This window comes from Chryseobacterium sp. KBW03 (assembly GCF_003852415.1).
In the GTDB taxonomy this organism is placed as follows: Bacteria; Bacteroidota; Bacteroidia; order Flavobacteriales; family Weeksellaceae; genus Chryseobacterium; species Chryseobacterium viscerum.
Genome location: NZ_QAJO01000002.1, coordinates 37,904 through 50,770 on the forward strand (window position 1 = coordinate 37,904; position 12,867 = coordinate 50,770).

The following is a 12,867-nucleotide window of genomic DNA, read 5'->3' on the forward strand; positions in this document are numbered from 1 at the left end:
AAGACAAAAAATTATGAACAAAATACTTGGAATCTTATTCGCAGTCATAGTATTAGTTTCATGCAACAGCCAAAAGGTATATTCGGATTTTGATATCAGCTATTCGAAAAGTGGCGGCATTGCTCCTATTTATGAAAATCTGCTTATAAAGGGTAATAATGTACATTATTCTTTTGAAGGACAAGGAAAGAAACATAAGCAGGATTTTAAAATTTCCGATGAAGATTTAAAGAAACTGGATCAGGTTCTTTCTCAGAATAATTTCAGAAGAATACAGGAAGACCGTAAAAAATTGTACGACAATATTTCAACTTCCATCAACATCAAGAAAGGTCCTAATGAAGGCAGTAAATCAGATGCCAGTATGATCATTACAAACTATCAGACCAATTGGAACAATATTCTTGAAGCTTTCCAGCAGATCATTAATACTAATGTTAAAAAACAGTAAATACAATTGAAAACCCACTTCATTGCTATTGGCGGAAGCGCCATGCATAATCTTGCGATCGCATTAAAAGACAAAGGATATCAGGTGACAGGTTCTGATGACGCTATTTTTGAGCCTTCAAAATCCCGATTAGAAAAGAAAGGAATCCTACCTCAGGAATTAGGCTGGTTCCCGGAAAAAATCACTCCGGATATTGATGCTGTCATTCTTGGGATGCATGCACATCAGGATAATCCTGAGCTGGCAAGAGCAAAGGAACTGGGACTGAAAATATATTCTTATCCGGAATTTTTGTACGAGCAGTCTAAAAATAAAACCAGAGTTGTCATTGCAGGGTCTCATGGTAAAACAACCATTACCTCAATGATCCTTCACGTTTTGAATTTCCACCAGAAAGAGGTGGATTTCATGGTAGGAGCTCAGCTTGAAGGTTTCGACTGCATGGTAAAGCTGACACAGGATAATGATTTCATGGTATTGGAAGGTGATGAATACCTTTCTTCTCCTATCGACCTGCGTTCAAAGTTTTTACTGTATCAGCCGAATATCGCTTTAATGAGTGGTATTGCATGGGATCACATCAATGTTTTCAAAACATTTGATGATTATATTGATCAGTTCAGAAAATTTGTGGCAAGCATTACAGCAGGTGGAGTTCTGGTGTACAATGAAGAAGATGCTGAAGTGGTGAAAGTAGTGGAAAATGCTGAAAACTATTTCAGAAAAATTCCTTACAAAACTCCTGAATACGAAATCAATAACGGTAAAGTCTATTTAAAAACCGAAATGGGAGATGTTCCGCTTTCTGTTTTTGGGGCACACAACCTGTTGAATATGGAAGGAGCAAGACATATCTGCCGACAGCTCGGCATTATGGATGAAGATTTCTATGAGGCTATTATGAGTTTCAAAGGAGCATCCAAGCGTCTTGAAAAAGTAGAAAGAGAGGATAAAGGAATACTTTATAAGGATTTTGCCCATGCACCTAGTAAGGTGAAAGCAGCTGTAAAAGCATTTGCAGAACAGTTTAAAAAGGATAAGAAATATGGATTTCTGGAGCTTCACACGTATTCCAGTTTAAATCCGGCTTTCCTTGAGCAATATGACCATGCAATGGACGGTCTGGAAGAGGCTGTAGTTTTCTATTCTGAAGATGCGTTGAAGATCAAAAGAATGGAGCCTATCTCTCCGGAGTTTATCAAAGAAAAATTCAAAAATGAAAAGCTAAGGGTTTTCACAAATGCTGAAGATCTTCATGCCTACTGGAATACATTGGATAAAACAGATGGTGTTTATTTAATGATGAGTTCCGGGAATTTCGGTGGTCTAGATTTAACAAAATAATGGTCATCTATACAGAGATAATTTAAAATTCTCAACATAATAAAAAACTCCTTTCAGCTGAAAGGAGTTTTTTATTTTTTTAACAAAACAAATTATCACAATAATTCGAATATGATTTATTTATTTTATCATAAAATATTTATTAATATGAAATATTCATAAATAAACAAATACAAATATAAATTTAATTTTAACAAAAAACCACAATGCATTAACAATCAGTATATTGCATTTATTATCGTAAAATATTTTTATATATTTGGTACACAAAAAAGCATAAAATGAAAAAAGCTATCTTGTTTATTATTTTACCTTTTACCGCAAGTGCTCAAGTTGGGATTGGAACAAATACTCCGACAAAAACCCTTGATATCAACGGAGAATTACGTATCCGTACTTTACCTATAGGGGTAGCTGCCGATGATATACTCTCTACTGACGCCTCTGGAAATGTAAGAAGGGTTGCCAGAACTGACCTTAGTGGCGGATCATCATCCGGATTCAATAATTCCATACTAGGATATGATCCTAAACCAGTCGCTACGAGACCTCAGCCACCAGGTTCAGTACCGGGAGGTGGTACTGCCACTGAACTCGGCTGCAAGAAATGGGCAGGAAATAATCACACCTATTGTGCCTATCAGCTTTCACAGGCTATTAACTGGTTCAACGCATACAGCTTTGGGAAGCAAATGGGCGGATACCTTGTTACCATGCCTAATGACGCTGAGAGAACCTGGGTGAATACCAATATCGTAGCTTCCGGAACAGGCTATAACTTAGCCAACAATGTATGGATTGGCTTTAATAAAATTCAGAGACCAGGAAATCCGGATCAGCTCCAGTGGATTACAGGGGAAGAATTCAGAATCAACTGGTCTACAAACCCTGCCACTACAGAAAACTGGTTTAATCCCGGAGAGCCTAACAATTCAGGAGGAGTGGAAGGAGCCACCCACATATTTGCAGGCAGTGCAAATGCTGAAAGAAGATGGAATGATTTGAATGGTTCACTGACTGCCAATTCCAGTATTTCTATGAACCAGCTTATTATTGAGTTTAATGAATAATAATCGCACCTATGAAAAAATCAATTTTACTATTCATTATATTACCTTATCTCGCAAGTGCCCAGGTTGGAATTAATACAACCACTCCTGCAAAAACACTTGACATCAATGGAGAGCTGCGAACCCGTACTTTACCCCAAGGTACTGCAGCTGATGACATACTCTCTGCCGATACCAATGGAAATGTAAGAAAGATTGCCAGAACTGACCTTAGTGGTGGAACAGCATCCGGATTCAATAATTCTATATTGGGATATGATCCTAAACCAGTCGCAACAAGACCTCAGCCACCAGGTTCAGTACCGGGAGGGGGTACAGCCACTGAGATCGGCTGTAAAAAATGGACAGGAAACAACCATACTTATTGTGCTTATCAGCTTTCACAGGGAATCAACTGGTTCAATGCATACAGCTTTGGGAAGCAAATGGGAGGTTATCTTGTTACCATGCCTAATGATGCAGAAAGGATCTGGGTTGCAACCAATATCGTAGCTTCCGGAACAGGCTATAACCTGACCAACAATATATGGATCGGCTTTAATAAAATTCAAAGACCTGGTAACCCGGACAGACTTCAATGGATCACCGGAGAAGAGTTCAGAATGAACTGGTCTACCAATCCTGCCACTACAGAAAACTGGTTTGCAACAGGAGAACCTAATAATTCCGGTGGAACTGAAGGATCCACTCATATTTATAATACTGCCGGAAACACAGAAAGGAGATGGAATGACTTAAGCGGAGCAACCACTACTTTTACCGGCTCAGCAATGAACCAGCTTATCATTGAATTCAGTGAATAAAAAATAATAAAAAAGCTTCAGATTATATTCTGAAGCTTTTTGGTGAAAATATAAGTATTGTGTTTTAATAGGTTATAAATTTTTTTGATTATTTTATCCAATACTGAATAATACGGCCTTCATAATTACCTGATTTAAGATTTAAATTATGTGGTCTCCAGTTTGCCCAGCCGTTATTACAGAAGCTTGCGCCTCCATAATCATCTGTACTGTTTGAACAGGTTCCAATATGATGGTTAAGCTGGCTTTCGTTATTCATATATAATCCAAAAAGATCATTCACATAATATTTATTGAAAGTGTAAGTCTGCCCACCCGGATAGGTATAAGTCAGATTATTGGCAGGGGTATTGTTGGATGCATATCCATTTCCTCCAAAAATTCCGGTGAAGAAATTAGCCTGACTGTACAGCCCTGGTATATTCAATTGAAAGTCAACACCATTTAATTTATATAAAGTAACCCCTGTAACAGGTTTCCCAAAATCAAATCCGAATATTTTTCCTTTGGTTGTATTTCCATAGGTAGTATAGTTCCCCGTTGCCAGGTTGCCGTCCGCAACAATGGCGTTCAAATAATTATTTTTTACCCAGTTATCATTTATAGGAGCAACTGTAGAGCTTTCTATATCAGATACAGTAGTACCTGTCTGCCCTTTTTCTTTGATTGAAAAACGATATTCTTTTGAAGTGGAAGTACTATTACCTATATTACTCACAGCTGCCGCCGGTAAAGAAAATGCATATTCATTAAAGATCCCGGTTTCTGTAGTTACTGCGTTTCTGGCTGCCTGAGTAGCCCATGACTCATTCTGTGTTTGTTCTACTACCAAAATCTGTCGTTCGGAAAGAGATTTAATTAAGGTCCAGCCGCCATTAGACATATCACAATAGGTTTTATAGGGGTTGGAACTTGCATCCTTCACCCAATAGTAGCCGTCTGTTGTTTTTCCGGCACTAAAAATTTCAAGGCATCGGTTGGCAGGGTTGGCAAAGGTTCCTACTGTGGTACCAAAAGTAACATTAAAAGTACATACCTGAGGATTTGCACCATTGGTGGTAAAAGAATAGGAATAAGTCCCGGCTCCGGCTGGAATTCCTACTCCATGCAGTGTAAAGCTGGTACTGGCTGCTGTAATATTTTCGGTTGTTGTAAAACTTACACCGTTATTAGTGGAGGTAGTAATATTAACAGTTCCTGCAGTATTTACATTAGAAAGAGGAATACTCACTGTATTGGTATTATAGTCAAGCTGTACCGGACTGTTATAGATTCCTGAGACAGAAGATCCTGAGCAGATAATACCGTAACTTACCTGAGAGCTTAGGACGTTTACCGTTTTAGAAGTACATGTGGTATCTGTAATTCCTTCATATGAAAAAGAAAGGGTATCTGTTTGCGGGCCTGTAACAGGTGTACCTACCCCATTGAGATTGATAACATATGTTCCTGCCCCGGGAAATACTCCTGATTTTTCGAAATAATATCCATTGGGTGTTTTGGCGAGAATATTATAAGTACCACCAATGGTTACTGTAACTGATACTGACACGTAATTATTATTATTTAATGGTGTTCCCTGTGTATAGCTTCCATATACTTTAACTGAATTACAATCTGTTGTATAGGCTGCTTTCTGACCGTTCCCACACAAGCTTATCCACGCTGTATTTCCAGCATTATAATAATTATAACATTTCTGATCTGTATTATAAATAATAAGACCGTCTTCTGTTGCAGCCGCACCAATAGCATCTCTTTGTGCAGTTGTAAGAAGTGGAAAAAGAATTCCGGTATTATTATTTTTAGACATTACATGAAGGGCTGCTTTCGGATTAGGGGTTACTGTATTTATACCTACCTGAGACAACAATCGCAATGAGATTAAAAAGATAAGAAGAGAATAGAGTTTTCTGTGTTTTTTCATTTATTTGAAGATTATTAAAATATTAGAACATCAATTGTAGTATATTTTACAGGGGTTATGTATCCTGCAATAGAATACTTTATATGAAAACTTAAATTCTACTAAAAAATATCACCTGAATATTTTTACTAATTTTATACAGCTTTAGTATTTTTATTAATTTTACAGCATCAAATAATCGTAGAAATTTTATTGGTCTTTATTTATATTGATTACAACCTCAGTAAACAATCAATTTGTATTTGCTGCAAATCTAGAGGTTTGTATAAATCAGGTAAACAGAAAATCAGTCAAAATTCAATATCAACTGAATAAAAGATAAGATATTGTTTAAAAGATATTTAAATAAAATATTTTTGAAAATTATTTGGAAAACACTTTTTAATGGAAAATTTTTATTTAGAAAATATTGAAAGTCTTAAAAAAAGATTTATTCAGCAGTACAATATTCTGACCTATTGTATACTCATTATACTCATTTTTGTTTTTCAGTTCTATATTTATATCCCCAGGATGTCGCATTATCTTTTAGGCGGACTTATTTTCCTGATTTACAGTAATTTTCTGATAAAAAACAGATATACTGCCAACCAGATCATAAGAGCATACATGATTATTGCACCAGCCTATCATTTTTATATTATGCTTACTTTTTGGAATAACTCAATCAGTTTATTTGCAACCTTATTTCCGCTTCCCCTTGCCGCTTATGTATTCTTTTCAAAAAAATCAGCGGTCAGGTATTTATTCTATATGCTGGGGAATATTTTGGCGTGTTACATCACCTTAACTGTGTTTGACATACATTTTCCAAAATACGCTCACAACGAGGTCATTTTTTCGGACATTCTCAACTTCATATATACTTTTTCGGTCATCATTTTGCTATTTATTTATCATGACAAGCTTAATAAATTCCAGATCCTTACCGGTAGCAAAACTGAGCTGGATTTCAATGTCCAATCAATAGATCAACATTCAGAATTTCAGGACACGGACAAATCAGTAAAAAAAGAAAGTACAATAGATCAGAAAACCGTTAATGAGGTATTTGAAAAACTCAACTACATTATGAGTACAAAAGAACTATTCAAGGATCCAAAGCTTAACATTTCAATGCTGAGTATCCAGTTGAATATGAATTATAATTATCTTTCCAAAATCATACGAAATAAAGGATATCAGAATTTCAGTGCTTACCTGAATGAATATAGAATTAATTATGTAAAAAAGCTTATATCCGAAACTGATCTTCAAAAAATCACCCTGATGTATATCTACACTGAGGCTGGATTTTCAAACCAAACTACCTTCAACAGGGTATTTAAACAAATAGAAGATATAACCCCTTCAGAATATATTCATAAGAAATTTCCTTCTCAGGATATTCAACACCCAATTGATATTTAATCAATACAGCAAAAAACAATACAATATTTCATTGGTATAATAAATTACAAGATTATTCCTTAAAAAAATAAAGATTATTTTTAGTTTTTATATTCTTATCTTATTTTTTTATTATTGGTCAGCTCAATACTTTTTATGGAGCCTAACGGTGAAATTTTTATCGTTTTACTTCCTTTAGCCAGATAAATATAATACATACTGTTGGATCCTATCAGATGAACCAGCTCAGATTTTTCATCGCCATAATCTAATGTATAATCATATTTAAGTCTGTTTTCCTTTATTCTTTTGGTTAATGTCATTCCTTCGCCCCATCCTATTCCTACGAAGAAAGACAATAGCATCATGGCCAGAAATCTTACAAACATATTGGTAAAATGATTCTCAATAGCCTCTTTACTCATACTTTCATGCTCTTTAAGAGATGCCATTTTCAGTGCCCATTTTTTATTCTTACTACTTTGTTTTGATAAATAAGACGGAAAGGCAAATGAAGACGCCACTATAATAAGGAGAGCGATCAATATGGCCGGGTGAGATGCCAACGTAGCAATGGGGCTGATCAGGATGTCCATTATGGTGGAGTATTTTAGAATATTAATGCCTATCTGGTAGTAGAAGACACTTTCCTTTAATATTCCCATCACGACAAGAAAAAGATATCCGAACGGAAGTGATCTTTGAATTCCTTCTGAAAATTTCATGTATATTTTCGCTGGTTTTAGTTTTAATATTTGATCAAATTGATATTCCTGAAAGATTTTAACAAAAAACTTAACTTTCCAGTACATCAAATGATTCTTATCCACGAAAATATAAAATTATCCTCAATTTGAAAGTATATTGATCTATCTTTCACATTCTCTGATCAGTTTTCTCAATATTTCCTCTGTAGAAAGTTCACTATATTGATGAATAGACTGTCCTATCCAAATTCCTACGAATTCAAGATTCTGCAGAGATTTTGCTGCTTTGCGTAAGGCGTTGGTCAGTTTGTTCTGATAAGGATATGGTAAAATGTATTCTGAGTCCTCAACTATCTCTATAAATTTGTTTCTCACTCCTCTGGCATACCTTCCGGAGAAACTTTTCGTTAACATAATCTCATCTTCCCCTACCCTTTTAAGCCGTTCTTTTTCAAAAGGCTGCAAGGCACTTTCCTGAGAAGCCAACAAAAGATTCCCCACCTGAAATCCTTGTGCTCCCAAATCTTTCACAGCCTGTAAGGTTTTTGCTCCATAAATTCCCCCAGCATAGATCAAAGGTACTTTTACATGATCATAGACTTGTGATAACAAAGACAATCCTCCGATCTGAGGAATATTTTCAGCTTCGAAACTTCCTCTGTGGCCACCCGCTTCTATCCCCTGAACACAGATGATATCAATACCGGATTTTTCAAGAAGTAAAGCTTCTTTTACAGAGGTACAGGTTCCGATAAGAATGACTCCGTTTTCTTTTAATTTTTGAATACTCTGATCATCAAGATTCCCAAACGTAAAGCTTACAATCTTGCAGTCTTCCTCAATAATGGCATCCACCTGCTCATGATAGCCGTTTATGCTGAGGTCCTCAAGATCCGGAAGCTTTACATCAATATGATTCTCTTGGGCAAGCTGCTCGATAAAGCGTTTGGTCCTAACAAATTTTTCTTTTAAAGCCTCTGTTACTTCAGGAATGTGATGGACAAAAATATTCGCGGCAAAAGGTTTGTCTGTAAATTTCTTCGTTTCCCTGATAAGCTCTATAGATTGATCCCCTGACAGATCTGCCAGTGCCAGTGATCCTAAACAATCTGCTTTTGCAGCTGCAGCCACCATCTGTACCGTACTTACTCCAAACATCGGAGCCTGAATCACAGGATATTTCACCCCTAATCTTTTACTGATTGTATCCGGCCAAAACATAAGAATTATTTTTATAAAAATTTACGAAGAATGAAGCAATCCCTATGATTAAATAACATGATATTGCTCACAATTTATCGTTTAAGGTTCTTGAAAAGTGGTAAAGGCAGGCTTATCTAGCCTTCCTGAGCTCTTTGTAATACAACTTTGATTCTGGATCAAGTTTTTCTGTAGCATAAGAAAATATGACAGCGGGCATTGTTTTCGCGTAAGTAGTAAGAAAACTTTCTAATTTATTTTTGTCTTTTTTCCCAGCTTCTCTTACCCAGCTTCCTACCGCTTTATTCACGAGTTCGTTGGGATCATTCACAAGTATTCCCGCAATAGCAAAAGTATCATGTACATCATTTTCCCTGATAAATGCATGAGTACTTACAATAGCTGTTCTTCTTTCCCACGGACTATCGGACTGGGCAAGCTGGTATAAAATATCCCTGGGCTTATCAATAAGGTATTTTCCGATAACATGACAGGCTGCTCTGTCAACAAAATCCCAGTTATTCAATCGGTCGTGGCGGTTCAGATACAGATCATACAGCTGTTTCTTTTGATCTTCAGACGTCTTTTTATTTCTGGCCTGAAAATCCATAATACTCACCGCTCCCATTCTTACTTCATAGAAATCACTATCAAGAAGTTGATTGATCTCTTCCAAAGACATTGCAGAAAACTCTTTAGCCGTAGTAAAGACATCTCCGAATTTTACTCCGAAGCTTTTGGTAATACCATCGTTTCCCTTGAAAAATTTCTCAACTTTATCGGTCTCTTTTTCATTCTTAAACAAGGCGAGTGTATCTATAAATTCTTTTGCAGTCATGGGTAGTATTTATTTAAAATCCCACAGACTTCAGAATACCTTAGATTTTTGATCTGTACATTCATGAAAGCTGTGGGAGCTATTGTATTTTAAATTTTCAAGACTAAATATCTGCTACAGAATTTAGCATTTTTTGTTCCCATTCAGGATCTTTAGGATCAAAGAATAATCTTTTTCCTGTATCTAAAGAACGGACAACATTCATTTCATCTTCTGTCAGTTCAAAATCAAATACATTAAAGTTTTCTTCAATTCTTGATGGTGTCACCGATTTTGGAATGACTACAAATCCTTCCTGCAGGTGCCATCTCAGGATTACCTGAGCAACTGTTTTACCATATTTCTCTGCGATCGCTTTCAGATCCGCATTACTTAAAAGATTGGCATTTCCATTTCCTAGCGGGCTCCACGGCTGCGTTACGATATTATTTTCTCTGTCATAGACCTGCAATTCTTTCTGCTGGAATACAGGGTGCAGCTCAATCTGGTTGATTACAGGCAAAACAGTAGAGCCGGCTTTTAATTCCTCCAGTTTTTCGATTGTAAAATTACATACCCCTATTGCTTTGATCTTTCCTTCCTGATAAAGTTCTTCCAAAGCTTTCCATGTTCCCAGGAAGTCTCCATACGGCCAGTGAACAAGATACATATCAAGATAATCCATCTGTAATCTGTCTAATGTTCTCTGGAAAGCGCTTTTTGTCTTTTCATATCCATGATCCTGAACCCATACTTTTGAGGTGATAAACAAGGCATCTCTGTCTACCCCGCTATTTTTTACCGCAGCACCCACTGCTGTTTCGTTTTGATAAATAGCTGCAGTATCAATCATTCTATATCCTGTCTGAATCGCTTTGATTACTGCATTCTCACATTCTTTCAAGTCTTCCATCTGCCATACTCCAAAGCCTAAAGCTGGAATATCCACTCCGTTATTTAAAGTTACCACAGGCTGTCCTGTATAGGTTTTCTTTTGCATAAGTCTTTATTTTAGTTATTAATATAAAGTGATAAACAAATTTGCGACAAAAAATCGAAAATTCTGCTTACCAATTTTACTGTTTCTGTTAAAAAATTGTTATTTGATGGGTAATTAATAATCAATGAAAATTTATTTTGCTAAACTACCCCGTCTTTTTGCTTTGCAAAAATCCACCCCTTCAGAGAAAGGGAATGGATACTCAACACAATACCTCTACTCCCGCTTCTAACTTCTAATGTATGCTCCAACTGGTATCCCATCGCTATTTTCTTTATTTTTGTTTAAATTTTAAAAATCATGTCACAAAATATCAGACTGGCTGCTGCAGAGGATTATCCGAGAATTATGGAAATCTGGGAATCGGCTGTAAAAGCAACCCATGATTTTCTTACTGAGGAGGATTTCAATCATTTCAAGGAAGTTATTCCGAGAGATTATCTTCCCAATCTGGAAGTCTATTTAATTATTGAAAATGATGAAGCGAAAGGTTTTGCTTCTGTAGCGGAAGGGAATCTGGAAATGCTTTTCATTCATAATGACACCCGTGGAAAAGGCTATGGAAAAAAACTTTATCAGTTTATGAAAGAGCAGACAGGTCTTACCAAAGTAGATGTCAACGAGCAAAATCCACAGGCTGTCGGGTTCTATGAAAAAATGGGTTTCAAAAAAGTGGGAAGATCAGAAAAAGATGGCTCAGGAAAGGATTATCCACTTATTCATATGAGCTTGTAAATGGAAAAATTTGCTTTTAAAAAATTAAATTCTGATGTAGAAATACCTTATCATTTACTACTGCTGGCCGATGAAACCAAAGAAGCTATTGATCAATATATTTTCAAATCCGACCTTTATCTTTTACATGACGGGATCGAAAACATTGCGGTGATGGCATTGTACAAAAACAGTGATACAGAACTGGAAATTAAAAATGTGGCAGTGATTGAAAGCTACAGAAATAAAGGAATAGGAAGTATCCTGATTAATAAAGCCAAAGAAATTGCGAAAGAAAACCATTATAAAACACTGACTGTTGGAACGTCGGATACCGGCTTCCAACAGATCAGATTTTATGAGAAAAACGGTTTCATCAAACAAGGAATTCTGAAGGATTTTTTTATCGAAAATTATCCATTCCCTATCTATGAAAACGGTTTGCAGATGCGGGATATGATCTTACTTGCCCATCACCTTGCGGAATAGTCCTTTGATATGTTCTATTTCCGTTTGGTAATTGGTATTTTTTCTACACCCGAAATAAAGTGTGTTTTCAAGCTTTTTCTTTCCTTCCCAGATCAGCTTCACATCACCACTTTCGATTTCATTTTTACACAAAAAGTCTGGGATAACCGCTAATCCGGTTCCGCCTTTCAGACAACGGATGATTGAATTGAGGTTAGGAACGATATAATTCGGGCGGAAATTCGGTTTATGACCGAAATTCAAGGTCCAGAATTGGAAAAGGTGCTCCATATCTCCGGTTGTTCCGTACCATTTTTCGTTCTTCAGCCATTCCTCGATCTGCTCAGCATCTTTTGTTTTCAACACTTTATTGAAAGCTGCTTTATCAACATCTTTTCCCCCTACCAGAATAATCTGCTCAGAAGAGAATGCTTCATGTTCTATATTGGGTGAAGATCCTTTTTTCGGTGTAATGATAAGGTCCAGAATTCCTTTATCCAGCTGATCAAGCATTTCAGGATATTCTCCAAAACTGATGATCAGGTTAAAAGGTAATGAAGAAACATATTGCTCCAGCGTTGTCTGGAACGTCTCAAAACACATCCCCACACTAATGGTTGGGGTATGCTTCTCTGTGGATTTCTGAAAATTCTTCTCTACATCCTCCAGTTTGGTAAGAGGCTCAGCCACTGCATTGAATAATACTTTTCCACGCTCTGTCGGAAGCATTTTTCTTCCGGTTCTGTCGAACAATTTATATCCTACATAAGCCTCTAATGAACTTAAGTGAAGGCTTACTCCCGGCTGGGATATGAATAAAGCGTCCGCAGCGCCCGTCAATGTCCCGGTTTTATAGATCGCCTTGAAAGTACGATACCATTCTAAATTGACCATGACTTAATTATTAATATTATAATGCAAAATTACAAAATAATTATAATACTGATATCATTTTTTAAAACATATCAATTTGTTGA

At 36.3% G+C, this 12,867-nt stretch carries 13 protein-coding genes; 7 read left to right on the top strand and 6 right to left on the bottom strand.

The window, feature by feature from the left end:
* Positions 1-13 precede the first annotated feature (13 nt).
* The 4 genes from DBR39_RS02140 (at position 14) to DBR39_RS02155 (ending at position 3,668) form a co-directional block, all read left to right on the top strand.
* The gene (locus DBR39_RS02140; RefSeq protein WP_124530653.1) at positions 14-451 is read left to right on the top strand and encodes a hypothetical protein; all 438 of its coding nucleotides are present in this window, start codon (positions 14-16) and stop codon (positions 449-451) included.
* Between the two features lie 6 nt (positions 452-457).
* Positions 458-1,795: a UDP-N-acetylmuramate--L-alanine ligase gene (locus DBR39_RS02145; protein WP_124530654.1), complete on the top strand. Its 1,338-nt coding sequence runs from the start codon at positions 458-460 to the stop codon at positions 1,793-1,795.
* A 281-nt stretch (positions 1,796-2,076) separates the two neighbouring features.
* A complete protein-coding gene (locus DBR39_RS02150) occupies positions 2,077-2,865 on the top strand; it encodes a C-type lectin domain-containing protein (protein ID WP_124530655.1) in 789 nt (262 codons plus the stop codon).
* A gap of 11 nt (positions 2,866-2,876) precedes the next feature.
* Positions 2,877-3,668 carry a C-type lectin domain-containing protein gene (locus DBR39_RS02155; RefSeq protein ID WP_124530656.1) on the top strand — a complete coding sequence of 264 codons (792 nt, stop codon included), beginning with the start codon at positions 2,877-2,879 and terminating at the stop codon, positions 3,666-3,668.
* A gap of 88 nt (positions 3,669-3,756) precedes the next feature.
* On the opposite strand, the gene DBR39_RS02160 is transcribed toward DBR39_RS02155, so the two are convergent.
* Positions 3,757-5,595, bottom strand: coding sequence for a fibrinogen-like YCDxxxxGGGW domain-containing protein (locus DBR39_RS02160; RefSeq protein ID WP_124530657.1), 1,839 nt, complete (start codon positions 5,593-5,595; stop codon positions 3,757-3,759).
* Between the two features lie 384 nt (positions 5,596-5,979).
* On the opposite strand from DBR39_RS02160, the gene DBR39_RS02165 reads away from it, so the two are divergent.
* Positions 5,980-7,005 (top strand): helix-turn-helix transcriptional regulator, encoded by a 1,026-nt coding sequence (locus DBR39_RS02165; RefSeq protein ID WP_124530658.1) that lies wholly within the window; start codon positions 5,980-5,982, stop codon positions 7,003-7,005.
* 95 nt (positions 7,006-7,100) lie between these two features.
* Here DBR39_RS02165 and DBR39_RS02170 read toward each other — a convergent pair whose 3' ends face one another.
* The 4 genes from DBR39_RS02170 to DBR39_RS02185 form a co-directional block, all read right to left on the bottom strand.
* Positions 7,101-7,709 carry a hypothetical protein gene (locus DBR39_RS02170; RefSeq protein ID WP_124530659.1) on the bottom strand — a complete coding sequence of 203 codons (609 nt, stop codon included), beginning with the start codon at positions 7,707-7,709 and terminating at the stop codon, positions 7,101-7,103.
* 144 nt (positions 7,710-7,853) lie between these two features.
* On the bottom strand, positions 7,854-8,912 hold the full coding sequence (locus DBR39_RS02175) for an NAD(P)H-dependent flavin oxidoreductase (RefSeq protein WP_124530660.1): 1,059 nt from the start codon (positions 8,910-8,912) through the stop codon (positions 7,854-7,856).
* Positions 8,913-9,024: 112 nt separating this feature from the next.
* The gene (locus DBR39_RS02180; RefSeq protein ID WP_228447746.1) at positions 9,025-9,729 is read right to left on the bottom strand and encodes a DNA alkylation repair protein; all 705 of its coding nucleotides are present in this window, start codon (positions 9,727-9,729) and stop codon (positions 9,025-9,027) included.
* Positions 9,730-9,832: 103 nt separating this feature from the next.
* A complete protein-coding gene (locus tag DBR39_RS02185) occupies positions 9,833-10,708 on the bottom strand; it encodes an aldo/keto reductase (RefSeq protein ID WP_124530662.1) in 876 nt (291 codons plus the stop codon).
* A gap of 300 nt (positions 10,709-11,008) precedes the next feature.
* Here DBR39_RS02185 and DBR39_RS02190 point away from each other — a divergent pair, with 300 nt between their 5' ends.
* Together DBR39_RS02190 and DBR39_RS02195 are read left to right on the top strand one after the other, a co-directional pair.
* Positions 11,009-11,443, top strand: coding sequence for an acetyltransferase (locus tag DBR39_RS02190; RefSeq protein ID WP_124530663.1), 435 nt, complete (start codon positions 11,009-11,011; stop codon positions 11,441-11,443).
* Positions 11,444-11,911, top strand: a complete 468-nt coding sequence (locus DBR39_RS02195) for a GNAT family N-acetyltransferase (RefSeq protein ID WP_124530664.1) — start codon at positions 11,444-11,446, stop codon at positions 11,909-11,911.
* On the opposite strand, the gene DBR39_RS02200 is transcribed toward DBR39_RS02195, so the two are convergent.
* Complete coding sequence (locus DBR39_RS02200) at positions 11,885-12,784, bottom strand: LysR family transcriptional regulator (RefSeq protein WP_103231470.1); 900 nt, start codon at positions 12,782-12,784, stop codon at positions 11,885-11,887. The genes DBR39_RS02195 and DBR39_RS02200 overlap by 27 nt on opposite strands.
* Positions 12,785-12,867 lie beyond the last annotated feature (83 nt).

Coding starts and splice junctions, on each gene's coding strand:
- DBR39_RS02140 (WP_124530653.1), top strand. CDS start 14: ATGAACAAAATACTTGGAATCTTATTCGCAGTCATAGTATTAGTTTCA.
- DBR39_RS02150 (WP_124530655.1), top strand. CDS start 2,077: ATGAAAAAAGCTATCTTGTTTATTATTTTACCTTTTACCGCAAGTGCT.
- DBR39_RS02155 (WP_124530656.1), top strand. CDS start 2,877: ATGAAAAAATCAATTTTACTATTCATTATATTACCTTATCTCGCAAGT.
- DBR39_RS02160 (WP_124530657.1), bottom strand. CDS start 5,595: ATGAAAAAACACAGAAAACTCTATTCTCTTCTTATCTTTTTAATCTCA.
- DBR39_RS02165 (WP_124530658.1), top strand. CDS start 5,980: ATGGAAAATTTTTATTTAGAAAATATTGAAAGTCTTAAAAAAAGATTT.
- DBR39_RS02170 (WP_124530659.1), bottom strand. CDS start 7,709: ATGAAATTTTCAGAAGGAATTCAAAGATCACTTCCGTTCGGATATCTT.
- DBR39_RS02175 (WP_124530660.1), bottom strand. CDS start 8,912: ATGTTTTGGCCGGATACAATCAGTAAAAGATTAGGGGTGAAATATCCT.
- DBR39_RS02180 (WP_228447746.1), bottom strand. CDS start 9,729: ATGACTGCAAAAGAATTTATAGATACACTCGCCTTGTTTAAGAATGAA.
- DBR39_RS02185 (WP_124530662.1), bottom strand. CDS start 10,708: ATGCAAAAGAAAACCTATACAGGACAGCCTGTGGTAACTTTAAATAAC.
- DBR39_RS02190 (WP_124530663.1), top strand. CDS start 11,009: ATGTCACAAAATATCAGACTGGCTGCTGCAGAGGATTATCCGAGAATT.
- DBR39_RS02195 (WP_124530664.1), top strand. CDS start 11,444: ATGGAAAAATTTGCTTTTAAAAAATTAAATTCTGATGTAGAAATACCT.
- DBR39_RS02200 (WP_103231470.1), bottom strand. CDS start 12,784: ATGGTCAATTTAGAATGGTATCGTACTTTCAAGGCGATCTATAAAACC.